Genomic DNA, 17,523 nt, shown 5'->3' on the forward strand with positions numbered 1-17,523 from the left:
AGGTCGCAGCCAAACAGTCCCCTTTGGCCAAGCCTGACCTACAGGCTAGATGATTTTGCACACTTGTTCTGGAAATGATTCGTTTCAGTCGGGTAGGCGAAGTGCTGCACAGGGGACTATGCTGCATTCACTCGGATCCATTATCTGTAACGCATGGCCACGTGATCAGGGAAAGGATGCCCCTATGAGCACATTACACCGCATTGCATCCGCTCCGGCCGTACGCTTATGAGTACGCTGCTGGCGCGAACCAATCGTCGGATTCTCATCGTCGACGACACCGCTTCGATCCATGCGGACTTCATCAAGATCCTCAGTCCGCCTTCAATCGATGACGAAGACCTGACCAACGCCGAAAAAGCCCTGTTCGGGACGCAAGCCACGACAGTGCTGCAAAGCTTCGTGCTCGATTCCGCGTTTCAGGGCCTTGAAGCCTTGAGCAAGGTCGAGCACGCACTGGCCAACGACCTGCCCTACGCGCTGGCATTCATCGACATGCGCATGCCGCCGGGCTGGGACGGTCTGCAAACCATCGAACGGCTGTGGCAGGTCGATCCCAAGCTGCAAGTGGCCCTGTGCACCGCCTATTCCGACTATTCCTGGGAAGACATCGATGAACGCCTGGAGCTGGGCGACCGGTTGCTGATTCTGAAAAAACCCTTCGATGCCATTGAAATCCGTCAGATAGCCAGTGCCCTGACCGCCAAATGGCAGATGACCGAAGACGCAGCGCTGAAGATGTCGCTGCTGGAGCAGGCGGTCGAGGAGCGCACGCGGGAGCTGTCCGATGCCAACATCATCGTGCAGAACAGCCCGACCATCCTGTATCGCCTGCGCGGCGAACCGTCGTTTCCGCTGATGTACATCTCCCACAACATCACCAAGTACGGTCACGTCGCGGCGAACCTGGTCGCCTCGGCCAACTGGGCCCGCGAGCTGATTCATCCCGACGATCAGCCGAAAGTCGATACGGCGATGGCCCGGGTGCTGGACCGTCACGCGGCGGGAGCCTCCATCGAGTTCCGCATGCGTACCAGCGACGGGGCCTGGCGCTGGGTGGAGAACCGCTATATCCCGGTGCGCGACGATGAAGGACGCTTGCTGGAAGTCGAAGGCATCATCATCGACGTCACCGAGCGCAAAGTCGCTGAAGAGAAAATCGCCCTGCTGGCCCGCACCGACGGACTGACCGGGCTGGCCAACCGGGCCACCCTGATCGAGCGCCTGCATCAGGCGTTCGCCGCCGCCCGTCGAGGGGCCACACCGTTCGCGATGTTCTACCTGGACCTGGACCACTTCAAACGGATCAACGACACCCTCGGTCATCCGGTGGGCGACCTGTTGCTGCAAGAGGTGTCCCGGCGGATCAAGGCCTGCGTGCGAGAAAACGATGTGGTCGCGCGCCTCGGCGGCGATGAGTTTGCCATCCTGCAACTGGACGTCAGCGACCCGACTCATTCCGCGGCGCTGGCCGCCAAGGTCCGCGATGCGCTGGTGCTGCCCTACCTGCTCGCCAGCAATGACGTGCGCGTTTCCGTGAGCATTGGCATCAGCAGCTACTCACCGCTCATCACCAGTGCCGACGGTCTGCTAGGCCAGGCCGACATGGCGCTCTATCGCTCCAAGGAGAAGGGCCGCAACCAGTACCATTTCTATTCCGAAGAGATCAATCAGGAAGTGGTCGAACGCATGACCATCGCCAATGACTTGAAAGACGCCATCAAGCATGGAGAGCTCGATCTCAAATATTGGCCCGAAGTGGAACTGAGCAGCGGCAAGATCCTCGGCATGGAAGCCCAGGTCGCCTGGAATCACCCCGAACGTGGATTGCTGGAAGGACCGGCGTTCTTGCCGGCGGCGGAAAAAACCGGCGCCATTATCGCCCTCGGTCACTGGGTACTGGATCACGCCTGCCAGCAGATGCGCCAGTGGCGCGATGAAGGCATGGCGCCGCCGGTCATTGCCATCAAGCTGTCACTGGCCCAGCTCAAGAGTGGTCCAGAGCTGATCTATGACGTGCTACGCACCACCGCGCGCTATGAACTGTGCCCCTGGGACCTGCGTTTCGATGTCACCGAAGCGACCCTGGCCCAGACCAAGTGGACCCACAACGATGTGCTGCCACGCCTGCGCGAGCTGGGGGTGAAGATCGCCATCGATGACTTCGGCACCGAATATTCCTCCTTCGATTACCTCAAGACTTACCAGGTCAATCACCTGAAGCTCGCCCAGGCGTTCATCGACACCGCGGCCCGGGACCCGGCTTGCGCCAACACATTGCGCGCCATTATCAATTTCGCACGTGAGGTAGGGATCGGAATCATCGCCGAAGGTGTCGAAACCCAGGAACAGCGTAGTTCGCTGATGGCCACAGGCTCGCCAATGAACGCACAGGGTTACTTCTTCAGCAAAGCGGTGAGCAGCCAGCAGGCCGCTCACTTGCTCAAAGCCGGCAGTATCATGCCCGCCAGCTTTCAAACCGGACCGATCCGGGACAACCCACACTCCACGGAGGACAAGGGATGAAAACGTCCTCCCTGCAGACCAACCGGCGCATCCTGATCATTGATGACACGCCCTCGATCCATCAGGACTTTCGCAAGATCCTCGGCCCCGACACCGAAGACGAACAGTCCCTGGCCGGCACTGAGGAAACGCTGTTCGGTACGCCCAAGCCTGACCGGCTGACGTTCCAGCTCGACTCGGCCTACCAGGGCCAGGAAGCGCTCGAACTGGTCAAGCGCGCCCAGGCCGAAGGTCGCCCCTACGCGATGGCCTTCACCGACATGCGCATGCCGCCGGGGTGGGACGGCCTGGAAACCGTCGAACAACTCTGGAAGGTCGACCCGCATCTGCAAATCGCCCTGTGCACGGCCTTTTCGGATTACAGCTGGGAAGAAATGGCCGAGCGGCTCGAGTACGGCGACCAGTTGCTGGTGTTGAAAAAACCTTTCGACAGTGTGGAAATCCGCCAGATGGCCAGCGCGCTGACCTGGAAATGGCAGATGACCCAGGACGCCGAGACGAAAGTGCAAAGCCTGGAGCAAACCATCGAGGCACGCGTCCACGAACTGCTCAAGGTGTCTCACCTGCTGCAATACGACGTGTTGACCGAACTGCCCAACAGCACCCTGCTCGGTGATCGGCTGAACCAGTCCCTGGCATTGTCTCGCCGCCATGACAAGCAACTGGCGGTGATGTTTGTCGGCCTTGACCGCTTCAAGCGCATCAACAATGCACTGGGGCACCCGGCCGGTGACGAAATGCTCAAACGGGTCGGGCAGAACCTGGTGTCCACGGTGCGCGAGTCTGACTCGGTGTTTCGCTATGGCTCTGACGAGTTCGTGGTGATCCTGGCCGACATCCGCCACCCGCAACAAACCAAGGGCATCGCCGAAAAAATCCTGAGCGCCATTCGCGCGCCCCAGCACATCGCCGGCCATGACCTGAGCGTGACCGCCAGCCTGGGCATCAGCATTTATCCCGATGACGGCTTCGATGCCATCGCGCTGATCAAGAAAGCCGAAACCGCGATGCGCAACATCAAGGAAATCGGTCCGAACGACTTCAGCTTCTTCCTCGACGAAATGAACCAGCGCGCGCGGGATCAGCAAAGCATCGAAACAGGGATTCGCCTCGCGCTGGAGCGCAACGAATTTGTGCTGCATTACCAGCCCAAGCTCGACCTGGGCACGGGTCAGGTGGTGGGTGCTGAAGCCTTGATCCGCTGGCTCAAACCCGGGCATGGCCTGGTTTATCCGTCCGACTTCATCGGTGTCGCCGAAGACAGCGGGCTGATCGTGCCGTTGAGCAAATGGGTACTGGCTCAGGCCTGTCGGCAAGCTTGCGCCTGGCAGGCCGCGGGTCTGCCCAAGCTGCGCATGTCGGTGAACGTATCGCCCATCGATTTTCGCCAGCGCGGTTTCGTCGAAGGCATTGAACAGGTCCTTGAACAAACCGGCCTGGACCCGTCATTGCTGGAACTGGAAATCACCGAAGGGGTGTTGATGCAGAACGTCGATGCCACCGTCTCCGCCCTGAACCGCATAAAAGACCTGGGTGTGCGGCTGGCCATCGACGACTTCGGCACCGGTTATTCCAGCCTGAGTTACCTGCGGCGGTTCCCCATCAACGTGCTGAAAATCGACCAGTCGTTCATTCGCGGCCTGACCCGCGACAGCAGCGATGCGGCATTGGTCAGCGCCATCATCAGCCTGGGCAAGAGCCTCAAGCTGAGCGTCATCGCCGAAGGGGTGGAAACCCTTGAACAGCTGGATTTTCTAAAGGCCCATCAGTGCGAGGAAGGCCAGGGTTATTACTTCAGCAAAGCCGTCGAGCCAGAGGCCTTTGTGCAATACATGACATCGGTGAAGTCTCCCCCGTTCGCAACCACCTGACCGATATGAAGCGACGCTTCGGCCATCCGCCAAGGAATCAAAAGATGTCGCCATTCTTCTACTGTCTGCTGCTGGTGCCTTTGCTCGGGCTCAGTGCGGGCGCGGTCGGCGAGCCGTTGAATGAACCGCTCAAACCGCTGCCGGCCGCTACGCAACAAGATCCGCAGCGTGTCGAACTGGGTCGCCAGTTGTTCAACGAACCCCGATTGTCGGTCAACGACAGCCTGTCCTGCGCCAGCTGTCATCACCTGGAAAGCGGTGGCGCCGATGACAAGGCATTTTCCATTGGCTTCAACGGCCAGCCAGTGACCATCAACACCCCCAGCGTATTCAACGCCAGCCTGAACTTCCGCCAGTTCTGGAACGGTCGCGCCGACACCCTCGAAACCCAGGTCCACACCGTGGTGCAAAGTTCCAGTGAGATGGGCAGCAACTGGGAGCACGTGGTGCAGACCTTGTCGGCCGATCCGGCGTATCACCGTGCATTCGCCAACGCCTACCCGGACGGAGTGACCGAGCTCAATGTGCAAAATGCCCTGGCCACCTACGAGCGCACGCTGCTCAGCGCCAACTCGCGTTTCGACCAATACCTGAAAGGCAATACCGACATTCTCACCACCGAAGAAAAATACGGTTACCAACGCTTCAAGGATTACGGCTGCATTACCTGTCATCAAGGCGTCAACATCGGCGGCAACATGTTCCAGAAGTTTGGCGTGATGGGCGATTACTTCAAGACGCGCGGCAACCCGACCGAAACCGACCTGGGGCGCTATCTGGTGACCAAGGACGAAGAGGACCGCAACGTGTTCAAGGTCCCAAGCCTGCGTAACGTCGCCGTCACTGCGCCGTACTTTCACGACGGCTCGGCCAAAACCCTCGAGGACGCCGTGGACGTGATGTTCACCTTTCAGCTGGGACGCGTCCCGTCCGCAGACGACAAGGGCCTGATCATCCAGTTTCTCAAGACCTTGACCGGTGAATGGGAAGGCAAACCCTTATGAAAATGTCCCATCGCAGCAGCCTGGCACTCCTCGGCATCGCGGCGCTGTTACTGGCCTCGACGCTTTTGTTTCTGTACCTCAAGTCCAGCTCGAACCAGACGTCGACCTACACCGAATCCCGGTATCTGATTTCCCGGATCAAACAGCTGAACGCGCAATGGGAAACGGAAATCCTCAAGGCGCGGATAGACACCAACCACAACTACGATCCGCTGGTCACGCCGCTGACCGAGATGACTCAGTTGTGGGCACGGTTCGACACGATGGAATCCAGTCACGGCCGTAATGATTCGCCCGTCTGGCGCGCCGGCCATGATGCCTATCTGGGCGCCTTCGAGGAAAAATCCCGGCTGGTGGAGCAGTTCAAATCGCACAATGCCGTCTTGCGCAACTCCCTGGCGTTCCTGCCGACCGCCGAAGATGACATTCAGCAACCCCTTGCCCAGTTGCTGGATGGCGACAAACTGCAGCTGCAAAACATTGCCACCGACACCTATGACCTGCTGCTCAGCAGCCTTGAATTTGCCCAGGTCACCTCCGATGACAAAGCCGCCGACATCCTGGTGGGCCTGAACAAACTGAGCGTGAACAAGTTGCGCTTGCCGGAGCAGTTCCACCGGCCGATCGATATCCTCAGCAATCACATCGCGCTGATCCTGCGTGAACAGCCAGTGGTCAACCGCCTGCTGGAAAACATCGAAGCCATTCCCGTGGCCGAACGGCTGGACGATATCACCGACTTGCTGAACAAGGATCAGCAGCAGGCCGATGCGATCGATCAGCGCTACCACTTCTACATGCTGGTGTTTTCCGTGCTGTTGGTGTTGTTGCTGGTGTACATGGCGATTCACTTGATGCGCAGTTTCACGGTGATCAACCGCGTCAACAAAGCCCTGCAAACCGCCAATGACGACCTCGAACACCGGGTCGAAGAACGCACCCGCGAGCTCAAGGATACCCAGAGCGAACTGCTCGATACCGCACGCCTGGCCGGCATGGCCGAGATCGCCACCAATGTGTTGCACAACGTCGGCAACGTGCTCAACAGCGTCAACATCTCGGCCGACCTGGTCTCGCGCAAACTGCGCAGCAGCAAGGCTCAAGGGCTGGGCAAGGCGATGCAGCTGATCAACGCCCATCCTGGCGACCTTGGCACGTTCCTGACCCAGGACGAGAAAGGCAAGTTACTGCCCGGCTACCTGAACCAACTGGTCGATGCCATTGCGCTCGAACAACACAGCATGACCGATGAACTCGCCCAACTGACCAAGAGCGTCGATCACATCAAGGACATTGTCGCCACCCAGCAGTCCTACGCCGGAGCCAACAACCTGACGGAACCGCTGCACATCAGCGAGTTGCTCGAAGATGCCCTGCGCATGAATTCCGGCGCCCTGACCCGGCACCACGTGACAGTGATCAAGGAGTACAACGACGTGCCGCAGGTCATGGGGGACAAACACCGTTTGCTGCTAATCCTGATCAACCTGATCAGCAACGCAAAATACGCCATGTCGGACCTCAGCAATCGCCCGCGAAAAATGACCCTGGGGGTGAAAATCGTTGAAGACGCCACCCTGCAGATCAGCGTCAAGGATGATGGCGAAGGCATCGCGCCGGAAAACATGACGCGAATATTCGCTCACGGTTTTACCACCCGCAAGGAAGGTCACGGCTTCGGTCTGCACAGTTGCGCCCTGGCGGCTATCGAGATGAACGGCCACCTCAGCGCGCACAGCGACGGGCCTGGAAAAGGTGCACTGTTTACCCTGCAGATCCCGCTGAAAACCGTTACGGAGCAGGCATGAACGAACCTTCGAACCGACGCATTCTGCTGATCGACGACACGCCTTCCATTCACGAGGACTTTCGCAAGATCCTCACGCCGGTGGCGGTGCAGCAAGTCGAACTGGACGAAATGGAAGCCGCGCTGTTTGGCATCGAAGTCAAAGCCGCGGGTACCCTGTTCGAACTGGACTCGGCTTACGGCGGCCAGGAAGGCCTGGAACTTCTCAACCTGGCCTTGCAGCAAAACCGCCCGTACGCCCTCGCCTTCGTTGACATGCGCATGCCCGAAGGCTGGGACGGCGCGCAGACCATCGAACATTTGTGGCGACAAGACCCGCACCTGCAAGTGGTGGTGTGTACCGCGTATTCCGACTATTCCTGGGATGAACTGCTGGAGCGTCTACACGCACATGACCGCTTGCTGATCCTGAAAAAACCCTTCGACAACATCGAAGTCCAGCAGATGGCCAACACCTTGCTGACCAAGTGGGAAATGACCGAACGGGCCTCTGTGCAGATGAGCCACCTGGAGCACTTGGTTAACCTGCGCACGGCCGAGTTCAAAGAGGCCAGCGTGGCGTTGCAGCGAGAAATCGACGAGCGCAAACAGCTTGAATCGCAATTGGTGCAATCGGAAAAACTCGCCTCCCTGGGTCAGTTGGCGGCCGGCGTCGCCCATGAAATCAACAACCCCATCGGCTTTATTTCCTCCAACCTCGGCAGCCTCGAGGGTTACTTCAAGCAACTGCAGGCCATGCTCGATGCCTATCGCGATGCCGAAGAGGCGATTGCCTCAAACGAGGTGCTCGAACGTCTTGGGCAGTTACGCGAACAGGTCGAGCTGGAGTTTCTGCGTGAGGACATTCCGTTACTGATCAAGGAATCCAAGGACGGCATCAACCGCGTCGGGCAGATCGTCAAGGACCTGAAGGACTTCTCCCGCGTGGACTCGAACCAGGAATGGCAGTGGACCAATCTGCAACAGGGCATCGAATCGACCCTGAACATCGTCGCCAATGAACTCAAGTACAAGGCCGATGTGCTGAAGGAATATCAGGTGTTGCCCGACATCGAGTGCCTGCCGTCACAAATCAACCAGGTGATCATGAACCTGATCGTCAACGCGTCTCAGGCAATGGGGCCGCAACGGGGCACCATTACCCTGCGCACCGGGGCTGAGGATCAAAAGGTCTGGATCGAGGTTGCAGATACCGGCGCGGGTATTGCCCCGGAGACCCTGCAAAAAATATTCGACCCCTTCTTCACCACCAAACCGGTGGGCCAGGGGACGGGGCTGGGTTTGTCCCTGTCCTATGGCATCGTCAAAAAACACCGGGGCGATATCACGGTGCGTAGCGAGGTGGGCGCAGGGAGCACGTTCCGGGTCGAGTTGCCTGTGCACCAGACAAAACCCGCCTGAACACGATTCAAAAATGTGGGAGCGGGCTTGCTCGCGAATGCGGTGTGTCAATCGCTATTGATAGTGAATGACACGGCCTCTTCGCGAGCAAGCCCGCTCCCACAGGGTTATGCAGGGTCCAGGGGTCAGGTGGCTTCCTGGAAATCCATCTCCGGAGGCTGGCGACGGAAACCGCTGGTCAACACCGCCAGGTACACCACGCCAATCGCCAGCCAGCTCACGCCCAGGTAAATCGCCAGATGATCGAGGCTGACCATCAGCCACAAATCGGCGGCCAGGCCAATGAACGGGAACAACAGGAACAGCACGAATTCACGCAGGCCCTTCTTTTCACCGCCGATCCAGTAATGAAAAATCACTGAAAGGTTCACCAGGCTGAACGCCAGGAACGCGCCGAAGTTGATGAACGAGGTCGAGGTGGTGACGTCCAGTTTCAATGCCAGCAACGCCACCACAGCGCACAACAGGATGCTGTTGACCGGGGTGCCGAAGCGTTCGTGCAACGTGCCGAAGAACGACTTGGGCAGCACACCGTCACGGCCCATGGCGAACAACAGACGCGAACCACTGGCCTGAGCCGACAGGCCCGACGCGAACTGGCCGACGATCAGGCCAATCAGGAATATCGTCACAAACAGGTCACCCCCGATGTTGCGGGCGATTTCATAAGCCGCCGAGTCGACGTTGTCGAACTGGAACGAGGGATGCGCGATCTGCACGAAGTACGAGACGCTGACGAAGATCAGCCCGCCGATCAGGGTAATCAGCATGATCGCCCGCGGGATGGTGCGGCGTGGGTCGCGGGTTTCTTCGGTCAGGGTGCTGACCGCGTCAAATCCAAGGAACGAATAACAGGCGATGGCCGCACCGCTCATGATCAGCGGCATCTGCATGTCGCCGTTGAAGAACGGTTTGATCGACCACAACGGCGTGCTCGCATCGCCCCCGACGTAGTGAACGCACAGCGCGACGAAGGCGATCAGCACCAGGAACTGCACCAGCATCAGCAAGGCGTTGATGCCGTTGGCCAGTTTCAGGCCGACGATATTGATCGCACTGGTGATGCCGATGAACGCCAGCACCCAGATCCACTGCGGCACGGCCGGGAACGCGGAGTTGAGGTAGGCCGCACCGATCAGCCAGATCGCCATCGGCAGGAACAGGTAATCGAGCAGCACCGCCCACCCGGCGATAAAGCCGAGTTTGGGGCTGATCGCTTTGCGCACATAACTGTAGGCCGAACCGGCGACGGGGAACGCCGACGCCATTCGGCCATAGCTCATGGCCGTGAAAAACATCGCCACCAGCGCGGCGAGGTATGCAGCCGGCACCATGCCGGCGGTGGATTGAGCGAGGATGCCAAAAGTGCCGAGCACAATGATCGGCGTCATGTAGGCAATGCCGAACAGCACCACCGAACCCAATGACAGGGTGCGTTGCAAACGAGCCATGAGCGACTACTCCGAATTTATTAGATTTATGGCAGAGCCGAGTTCGGCGCTAAATTTCGGGTGTTTCGTTGTTGTTTTGGGTGATCGGTCAAACAGGTGTGTTGTCTATTCGGGCCTCATCGCGAGCAAGCTCGCTCCCACACTGGATTTGTATCCACTGGAGATCCCCTGTGGGAGCGAGCTTGCTCGCGATGGCGGCAGTCGAGCCGATAAAGTGTCTGGATCAGCGCGTAGGAATCAGCAACTCCCGCACGCCAGAAGCCTGCTCGACGATTTCCCCCGGCAACTTCAGCCGTTGATCATCCAGGTACCGATAGTCCTTGCGTGCCGCTTCCAACTGGCTGAAATCCAGTTCAACCGCAAACTGCCCCTCCTCCCGTCCGGCTTCGAACAGCAACGTGCCCAGCGGATCCACCAGCGCACTGCCACCGGCAAATACCAGTCCGTCGTCGCTGTCTTTCACACGGTTGACCATCAGCGCGAACGCCTGGTTTTCCTGGGCCCGGGCCATGATCGCGGTGCGGTGAGTCGGGCCGTAAGGGTCCATGTTGCCGTTGGTGACGATCAGCAGTTCGGCGCCCAGCTGCGCCAGGGCGCGGGCGGTTTCCGGGAATTCAATGTCGTAGCAAATCAGCAGGCCGACCCGCACGCCGTTCCACTGGCAGGTGGCGTAACGGTCACCGGCCTCGAACACGCCGCGATCCGAAGCCCACAGGTGCGTCTTGCGGTATTTCAGCGCGATGCCTTCGGGGGTAATCAGCAGCGTGGTGTTGTAGAAACGGCCGTTGTCGTTCTCGGCCATACCGATCACCACCGCGATGTTGCGCTCGCGGGCAGCCGCCACAATGGCGCTGACGGTCGGCCCGTCGAGCGGTTCGGCGGTTTGCGCCACGGTTGCGGCAGTAGGAAAGCCCATCAGGTGGGTTTCCGGGAAGACGATCAGTTGTGTGTCGCCAGCGCAGGCTGCAATCGCCGCCAAGGCGCGTTCGAGGTTATACGCAGTGCCGTTGTCACGGCCCGCCAACTGGGCGAGTTCGACTTTCATGGGGAGTCCTTGTGATGGGCCGGGCGGCAGAAAGATTGCCCGGTCTGTGTCTGTGCGCCAGTATGCGCAGCAAGCAGCGGGCCGGGGAATCACGCCGCTGGGGTAACCCGATAGGGGTAGAGGCATGACACTTTCGTTAGACGACATCGCTTGGCACCGCTCGGTCGGACAACTGATCGACGCGCTGGACAAGCCCAATTTCTGGACGCAACTGGTGCGCCTGCTGGATCAGTACGTGACCTTCGACAGTTGGGTGGCCCTGCTTTTCAGCGCCGACCAGCACCCGCAAGTGTTCGCCGAATGCCCAGGACTGGACGGCAGCCCGGATCAACTCTTCCAGGATTACCTGCGTGGCCTGTACTTGCTGGATCCGTTCTACATCGCCTGCCGCGAGCAATCGCGCACCGGTCTCTATCGTTTGTCGGAAGTAGCGCCGGAGCACTTCGAGCTGACCGAGTATTACCAGCGCTACTTTCGTCTGAATGTGGTGGCCGATGAAATCCAGTTCAATTGCCAACTCGAAGGCGACCGCACGCTGTGCCTGTCATTGGGCAGCCAGCAGCGTTTCAGTGGTCAGCAGATTGCCTTGTTGTCACTGATCCAGCCTTGGGTGCTCGGCCTGTTGCGCCAACGCCTGCCCTACGAAATCAACGAAGTCGTGGCCCTTGCGCCCACCCCGCCGCAGGGTGACTGGCGGGTGCAACTGGAGGCTTCGGTGCAGCAACTCAAAGGCGCGCAATTGACGGCGCGGGAGCTGGATGTCGGCCGTTTGATGCTCAGCGGTTGCTCCAGTAAAGAAATCGCCCGCAAGCTGGAAATCTCTGTAGAAACCGTGAAAGTCCATAAGAAACACATGTACAGCAAGCTGGGGATCAAATCCCAGTCCGAGCTGTTTTCGATTTTTCTCCAGGCGCAGAATGCCTGACTGCGCAGTGGTGTGCTTTCGCTTTTACTGTGGGAGCGGGCTTGCCCGCGATAGCGACCTTTCAGAAAAAAATCTGTTGTCTGACAAGGCGCAATCGCGGGCAAGCCCGCTCCCACAGGGATCTTCGAATCTGTTACCACCTTGTGCACTACACACCACCGAGTCCGAACCCAAGGAAACCGTATGAGCCTGTCACTCCTGAGCCGCTACGCCTTCTTTGCCGCTTGCGTGATCTTTACCCTCGCCAGCCTGCCTTTTCTACAACACGACTGGCTCTGGCCGATCACCGCCGTCACCGGAGTGCTCAGCCTGATCGGCATTTTCGACCTGCTGCAAAGCCCGCACGCGGTGCGCCGCAACTACCCGATCCTGGGCAACATTCGCTATCTGGTGGAGGGCATTCGCCCGGAAATCCGCCAGTACCTGCTCGAGTCCGACAGCGACGCCCTGCCCTTCTCCCGGTCCCAGCGCTCGCTGGTCTATTCGCGAGCCAAAAATGAAACCGCCGACAAGCCGTTCGGCACCTTGATCGATGTCTATCAATCAGGTTTCGAATTCATCGGCCACTCCATGCGCCCGGCACCGTTGAGCGACCCGAGCAGCTTCCGGGTCATCGTCGGCGGACCGCAGTGCACGCAGCCGTACTCGGCGTCGGTGTTCAACATCTCGGCGATGAGCTTCGGCTCGCTCAGCGCCAACGCCATTCGCGCGTTGAACCAGGGCGCCAAACTCGGCAACTTCGCCCACGACACGGGTGAAGGCAGCATCAGCGCCTATCACCGGGAAAATGGCGGCGACCTGACCTGGGAATTGGGCAGCGGCTATTTCGGCTGCCGCACCGCAGACGGACGCTTCGACCCGGAACGCTTCGCCGCCCAGGCGCAGACGCCGCAAGTGCGGATGATCGAAATCAAGATGTCGCAAGGGGCCAAACCCGGTCACGGCGGCATCTTGCCCAAGCACAAGGTCACCAAGGAAATCGCCGAAACCCGCGGCATCATGATGGGCGAAGATTGCATCTCGCCGTCGCGCCACAGCGCGTTTTCCACGCCGATCGAACTGATGCATTTCATCCAGCAATTGCGTGAACTGTCCGGCGGTAAACCGGTGGGCTTCAAGTTCTGCCTCGGCCACCCATGGGAGTTCATGGGCATCGCCAAGGCCATGCTCGAAACCGGCATCCTCCCGGACTTCATCGTGGTCGACGGCAAGGAAGGCGGCACCGGCGCCGCCCCGGTGGAATTCACCGACCACATCGGCGTACCGATGCGCGAAGGCTTGTTGTTCGTGCACAACACGCTGGTAGGCCTGAACCTGCGGGACAAAATCAAACTGGGCGCCAGCGGCAAGATCGTCAGCGCCTTCGACATCGCCAGCGTGCTGGCCATCGGCGCCGACTGGGCCAACTCCGCACGCGGCTTCATGTTCGCTATCGGCTGCATCCAGTCACAAAGCTGCCACACCAACAAATGCCCGACCGGTGTCGCCACTCAGGACACCCTGCGTCAGCGCGCTTTGGTGGTTCCGGACAAGGCTCAGCGGGTGTTCAACTTCCACCGCAACACGCTCAAGGCCCTGGCGGAAATGCTCGCGGCGGCCGGGCTCGATCACCCGTCGCAGTTGTCGGCCAAGCATCTGGTGCGACGCATGTCGGCGACCGAGATCAAGTTGTTCTCGCAGTTGCATGTGTTCTTGAAGCCGGGGGAATTGCTCACCGGAGAAGTGAACGGCGAGTTCTACTCGCGAATGTGGCAGATGGCGCGGGCGGATAGTTTTGAGCCGAATGAGCTGGTTGCTGCGTAACGTTTGTTCAGCATGCCAGCCTCAAGGGTGGGGCTGGCATCAGCGACACCCCTTCATTCTTGTTCCTTGAACAGGATCAACCTCGAAAAGAACATCCCGCAGATCAGGCTCAACAACGAGAACGATCCAACAGTCACCCAACCATGAAGTTTCCAGACATCGGCAAAATGTCCAACAACGAAACTCATGGCGCCCATAAAGCAGACATACGCCAGATAACAACGTACCGACGCCCCGTCTTCAAACGTGTACAGCGCATGCACATAAAAAGAGAACAACGCCGCCACGCAAAACGCCGCCAGGTTACTGGCCGCCTGACTGAGTTGGGCCGCGGTGACGAGTACGTAAAATAGTTGCCAATGAATCAGCGTATTGGCCACGCCAACTACCGCAAAAGTGGAAAACGCTTTCCATAAATCTTTCATGTCCGTTCCTTGACCTGTTCCTGTTTCTGTTTCTGGGGTGTTTCAAACCTAAAGTCAGGGCCGGTGGGCGTCTACTGTCATAAATAACAGATAGCGCTCCCATCCCGACAAACGGTCATGCAGACGATTCATTCACCACACAAGCGCTTTAACCGGAACCGGCTCTTTCATGACGATGAAGCCGTAATCTCCCAGCAGATAAATGCGATAGAACAGAGTGTCCACCAGCGGTGGATAACCCAGGTAGCCGACCCGCGTGGCATTGCGCCGTTCGTTTTCCCGGACCACGTTTGTGATGCCGGTTTTCGGCAGGTTCTCGGCGAGCATGTAGAAGTCGTTGTTCAACAAATAGTGCAACACCGGCATCTGCTTGAACGCCCCGGCGGCTGACACCAGCCAGTGGTCGGAGTACGTCACCGACATATAGATACGCTTGGCTTGGCGCAATGCCGGGCGGGAGGCGATGTCCGCACTCAGGGCAAACAGCGCCTGAGTCGCGAAGGTTTTTTGCTGTGTCAGTACCCGTCCGTATGCGAAGGACAGCGACAGAATTGCCAGCAACGGAACCAGCAACAGCAGCGGCAGTTTTCCGTGTGCCGGCGCAAGCGCCAGATGGCTGAGGTAAAACAGCAGCACCAGCACCACAGCAAAGCCCATCAACGTTCGGGCGCCTTCGTTGAAGTCGCGGAAGAACAAGGTTGCACCCGGCACCAGCAACATCAGTACGGGCAGAAGCAAAAGACATAGCAGGCCGATCACGCTTTTCTCCAGGCCAGTCTCGGGTCGCTCCATCACGTGCTGCCCCACACGCCATGCACCGGCAATGGCGCACAACAACAATCCGGCGAACACCCAGGCCAACCCGCCATGAAACAGCAGCACGATTTTTTCCAGCACCCGCCCCACATTCTCTTCAATTTGCAGCAGCGGTGCCGCCGCCCCGTTCAAAAAACCGGTTCGGTTCTGAGTCATATAGGAATAGGCCGTGGCGTAATAGATCAACCAGGCCAGCACCGTCTGCGCCACTTTCCAGCCGATCATTGCGCGCCACGCGGGCCAGGGTAATTTGTCGTTGGCACCGCGCAGCAACTCCAGGCAACAGAGCCCGAGAAACACATTGATACTGACCTGATACAAACCGGCGGCCAACGCAATCAGCACAGCCGGCACGACCCAACGCCGGACGGGGGAAGGGCTTCGATAGGTGATCGCGTAAATCACCGCGACAACGCTCAGCGCCATCGTCGGCCCGTCGTATTGATACGACAGGTTCTGCAGAAAAAACGGGTTGTACCAAAGTGGCAACACCACCAGGCAATGGGCAAACGTCGGTTCGGGGAAGTAGTGGAACGTGAGGCGGGCCAACGCCGCACTCATGGCCAGCGTGACGATCAACAGGGGCAGCGGGAAGATATTCGGCGCAGCACTGCTGAACGTCAGGAAGTTGTAGAACCATTGCGCGAACAGACGCCCCTCGCCCGCCCAGCCTGTGCCCGCGGCCAGGGCGCGCCAGTTGTCATCGATGTAGGGGAAGTCCGCGAGGATCAACGGCAGGATGTAAATCAGCGTCGCAAAAAGAAACAACAGCCAGACCTGACGGCCGGTGAGCTCTTTGTCGAGCCATTCGCTGATCTTCATGCCGGCGCCTCTGGGGGAATTCCGCCTTCAATCGATAATGCTTTGAACCCCGACGTTAGTCGGAGATCGCAGGTATGTACGGCTTTTAGACAAGCGGTTGTCGCACGAGGTTGTTCAGAGACATTCCGTAATATCCACGCTTTGCAATTGCCGGCGAATCCCTGCACCCTGCGCGCCGCCAATGTGCGGCGCGCCACCTTTTTCAGCGCCGAGCGTTTCTACTTCAAACCCGTTCAAGAGCCCGCCGCCATGACGACTGAACGCGATCACCGAATCGACTTTTTCCGGGGCCTGGCGCTGATCTTCATTTTCTGGGATCACGTGCCCCACAACCCGCTGGGTCAAATCACCCTGCGCAATTTCGGCTTCAGCGATGCCGCGGAAATCTTCGTGTTTCTCGCCGGTTATGCGGCCGTCCTGGCTTACGGCAAGATCCTTGCGCGTGACGGTTTTCTGATTGCCTGCGTGAAAATCCTGCGCCGCGCCTGGGTGTTGTATGTGGTGCATATTTTCCTGCTGGCGATGCTGATGGGCATTGTGTTCTTCGCCAACAGCCATGTGGAAACCCGTGATCTGGTCGAGGAAATGGGGCTGCATCACTTCATCACCAACCCGCAGCAAGCGTTGACGGATGAGTTGCTGCTGCGCTTCAAACCCAACCTGATGGACCCGTTGCCGCTGTACATCGTGCTGCTGGCCGGGTTGCCGCTGGTGCTGCCGATGCTGGTGCGCAAGGCTTGGGCGGTGGTCGCGGTATCGTTGACGGTGTACCTGCTGGCGCCGTCATTTGGCTGGAACCTGGCGGCGATCAAGGATGGTGTGTGGTATTTCAATCCGGTCACGTGGCAGTTGCTGTTTGTGCTCGGCGGTGCCGCGGCGATTCACGGGCAGCGGCCACGGCAGGTCGACACTCGTCCGTTGCTGCGCCGGCCGTTGTTTGTCAGCGCGGCGGTGTATGTGGTGGTGACGGGGGTGATTACTGTCTTGTGGCGTTGGCCGCACATTCACGATGCGCTGATGCCGGCCGGTCTGAGTAATCTGCTGTACCCGATCAGCAAGACGGATCTGTCGCCGGTGCGGCTTTTGCATTTTCTGGCGTTGGCGTATGTGGCGGCGAAGCTGTTGCCGGACAGGGGCTGGACGCGAAACTGGCTGGCGCAGCAATGCTGTCGGATGGGGCGTTATTCGCTGGAGGTGTTTTGCCTTGGTGTGTTGTTGGCGCCATTGGCGGATATGGTCAATGCCATGGCTGATGATGCTTTTGCCATGCAGGTTTTCACTGCGTTGGTGGGGGCTGGGTTGATGGGGTTGTTGGGGGTTTGGCTGGAGTTCAATAAGCGGTTGAATCGGGTGCCGTATGTTGTTGCGGTTTGAAACGAAAAAGCTTTGGGGGGTTGGGATTGGGGGCATATCCGTTTTTGTGGTAACGGCGGCTTAGGGTTCCGCCCTGACGGCGGGTCACTTTCGAAAAGCGCGAAAGTAACCAAAGCGCTTTGCCCCTGACGTTCGGTGCCTCGCCAAGGCTCGGCATGCCCTCGCTCCGGTCCTGCTCCGTGGGCCCGCCGCCATCGGCCATCCATGGCCGGGGGCGGCTAACCCGGCATCCATGCCGGGTTGCCCACTGCGC

The 17,523-nt window shown here is 59.1% G+C and carries 12 protein-coding genes; 8 read left to right on the top strand and 4 right to left on the bottom strand.

Annotated elements, in window-relative coordinates:
- Positions 1-228 precede the first annotated feature (228 nt).
- The 5 genes from HNR03_RS10895 to HNR03_RS10915 are packed head-to-tail and all read left to right on the top strand — an operon-like array spanning position 229 to position 8,609.
- Positions 229-2,526, top strand: a complete 2,298-nt coding sequence (locus tag HNR03_RS10895) for an EAL domain-containing protein (RefSeq protein WP_259153390.1) — start codon at positions 229-231, stop codon at positions 2,524-2,526.
- On the top strand, positions 2,523-4,397 hold the full coding sequence (locus tag HNR03_RS10900; protein ID WP_259153391.1) for an EAL domain-containing protein: 1,875 nt from the start codon (positions 2,523-2,525) through the stop codon (positions 4,395-4,397). The genes HNR03_RS10895 and HNR03_RS10900 overlap by 4 nt, the downstream gene beginning before the upstream one ends.
- Before the next feature lie 44 nt (positions 4,398-4,441).
- Entirely contained in the window at positions 4,442-5,401 is a 960-nt protein-coding gene (locus tag HNR03_RS10905; protein ID WP_259153392.1) for a cytochrome-c peroxidase, read from the top strand.
- On the top strand, positions 5,398-7,209 hold the full coding sequence (locus tag HNR03_RS10910) for a DAHL domain-containing protein (protein ID WP_259153393.1): 1,812 nt from the start codon (positions 5,398-5,400) through the stop codon (positions 7,207-7,209). The genes HNR03_RS10905 and HNR03_RS10910 overlap by 4 nt, the downstream gene beginning before the upstream one ends.
- Positions 7,206-8,609 (top strand): ATP-binding protein, encoded by a 1,404-nt coding sequence (locus tag HNR03_RS10915; protein WP_259153394.1) that lies wholly within the window; start codon positions 7,206-7,208, stop codon positions 8,607-8,609. The genes HNR03_RS10910 and HNR03_RS10915 overlap by 4 nt, the downstream gene beginning before the upstream one ends.
- Before the next feature lie 125 nt (positions 8,610-8,734).
- Here the strand turns inward: HNR03_RS10915 and HNR03_RS10920 are convergent, their stop codons facing one another.
- A complete protein-coding gene (locus tag HNR03_RS10920; RefSeq protein WP_259153395.1) occupies positions 8,735-10,060 on the bottom strand; it encodes an APC family permease in 1,326 nt (441 codons plus the stop codon).
- Between the two features lie 223 nt (positions 10,061-10,283).
- Positions 10,284-11,105, bottom strand: coding sequence for a carbon-nitrogen hydrolase family protein (locus tag HNR03_RS10925; protein WP_259153396.1), 822 nt, complete (start codon positions 11,103-11,105; stop codon positions 10,284-10,286).
- Positions 11,106-11,229: 124 nt separating this feature from the next.
- On the opposite strand from HNR03_RS10925, the gene HNR03_RS10930 reads away from it, so the two are divergent.
- Together HNR03_RS10930 and HNR03_RS10935 are read left to right on the top strand one after the other, a co-directional pair.
- A complete protein-coding gene (locus HNR03_RS10930) occupies positions 11,230-12,030 on the top strand; it encodes a LuxR C-terminal-related transcriptional regulator (protein ID WP_259153397.1) in 801 nt (266 codons plus the stop codon).
- A gap of 183 nt (positions 12,031-12,213) precedes the next feature.
- Positions 12,214-13,833 carry an FMN-binding glutamate synthase family protein gene (locus HNR03_RS10935; protein ID WP_259153398.1) on the top strand — a complete coding sequence of 540 codons (1,620 nt, stop codon included), beginning with the start codon at positions 12,214-12,216 and terminating at the stop codon, positions 13,831-13,833.
- A 53-nt stretch (positions 13,834-13,886) separates the two neighbouring features.
- On the opposite strand, the gene HNR03_RS10940 is transcribed toward HNR03_RS10935, so the two are convergent.
- Together HNR03_RS10940 and HNR03_RS10945 are read right to left on the bottom strand one after the other, a co-directional pair.
- On the bottom strand, positions 13,887-14,258 hold the full coding sequence (locus HNR03_RS10940; RefSeq protein ID WP_259153399.1) for a GtrA family protein: 372 nt from the start codon (positions 14,256-14,258) through the stop codon (positions 13,887-13,889).
- A gap of 132 nt (positions 14,259-14,390) precedes the next feature.
- The gene (locus HNR03_RS10945) at positions 14,391-15,896 is read right to left on the bottom strand and encodes a glucosyltransferase domain-containing protein (RefSeq protein ID WP_259153400.1); all 1,506 of its coding nucleotides are present in this window, start codon (positions 15,894-15,896) and stop codon (positions 14,391-14,393) included.
- 249 nt (positions 15,897-16,145) lie between these two features.
- On the opposite strand from HNR03_RS10945, the gene HNR03_RS10950 reads away from it, so the two are divergent.
- Complete coding sequence (locus HNR03_RS10950; RefSeq protein WP_259153401.1) at positions 16,146-17,270, top strand: OpgC family protein; 1,125 nt, start codon at positions 16,146-16,148, stop codon at positions 17,268-17,270.
- Positions 17,271-17,523 lie beyond the last annotated feature (253 nt).

This window comes from Pseudomonas sp. JAI111, from assembly GCF_024809425.1.
Taxonomy (GTDB): Bacteria; Pseudomonadota; Gammaproteobacteria; order Pseudomonadales; family Pseudomonadaceae; genus Aquipseudomonas.

What these genes read in the sequence shown, in the direction of transcription:
- HNR03_RS10895 (WP_259153390.1), top strand. Translation starts at nt 229, where the DNA reads ATGAGTACGCTGCTGGCGCGAACCAATCGTCGGATTCTCATCGTCGAC.
- HNR03_RS10900 (WP_259153391.1), top strand. Translation starts at nt 2,523, where the DNA reads ATGAAAACGTCCTCCCTGCAGACCAACCGGCGCATCCTGATCATTGAT.
- HNR03_RS10905 (WP_259153392.1), top strand. Translation starts at nt 4,442, where the DNA reads ATGTCGCCATTCTTCTACTGTCTGCTGCTGGTGCCTTTGCTCGGGCTC.
- HNR03_RS10910 (WP_259153393.1), top strand. Translation starts at nt 5,398, where the DNA reads ATGAAAATGTCCCATCGCAGCAGCCTGGCACTCCTCGGCATCGCGGCG.
- HNR03_RS10915 (WP_259153394.1), top strand. Translation starts at nt 7,206, where the DNA reads ATGAACGAACCTTCGAACCGACGCATTCTGCTGATCGACGACACGCCT.
- HNR03_RS10920 (WP_259153395.1), bottom strand. Translation starts at nt 10,060, where the DNA reads ATGGCTCGTTTGCAACGCACCCTGTCATTGGGTTCGGTGGTGCTGTTC.
- HNR03_RS10925 (WP_259153396.1), bottom strand. Translation starts at nt 11,105, where the DNA reads ATGAAAGTCGAACTCGCCCAGTTGGCGGGCCGTGACAACGGCACTGCG.
- HNR03_RS10930 (WP_259153397.1), top strand. Translation starts at nt 11,230, where the DNA reads ATGACACTTTCGTTAGACGACATCGCTTGGCACCGCTCGGTCGGACAA.
- HNR03_RS10935 (WP_259153398.1), top strand. Translation starts at nt 12,214, where the DNA reads ATGAGCCTGTCACTCCTGAGCCGCTACGCCTTCTTTGCCGCTTGCGTG.
- HNR03_RS10940 (WP_259153399.1), bottom strand. Translation starts at nt 14,258, where the DNA reads ATGAAAGATTTATGGAAAGCGTTTTCCACTTTTGCGGTAGTTGGCGTG.
- HNR03_RS10945 (WP_259153400.1), bottom strand. Translation starts at nt 15,896, where the DNA reads ATGAAGATCAGCGAATGGCTCGACAAAGAGCTCACCGGCCGTCAGGTC.
- HNR03_RS10950 (WP_259153401.1), top strand. Translation starts at nt 16,146, where the DNA reads ATGACGACTGAACGCGATCACCGAATCGACTTTTTCCGGGGCCTGGCG.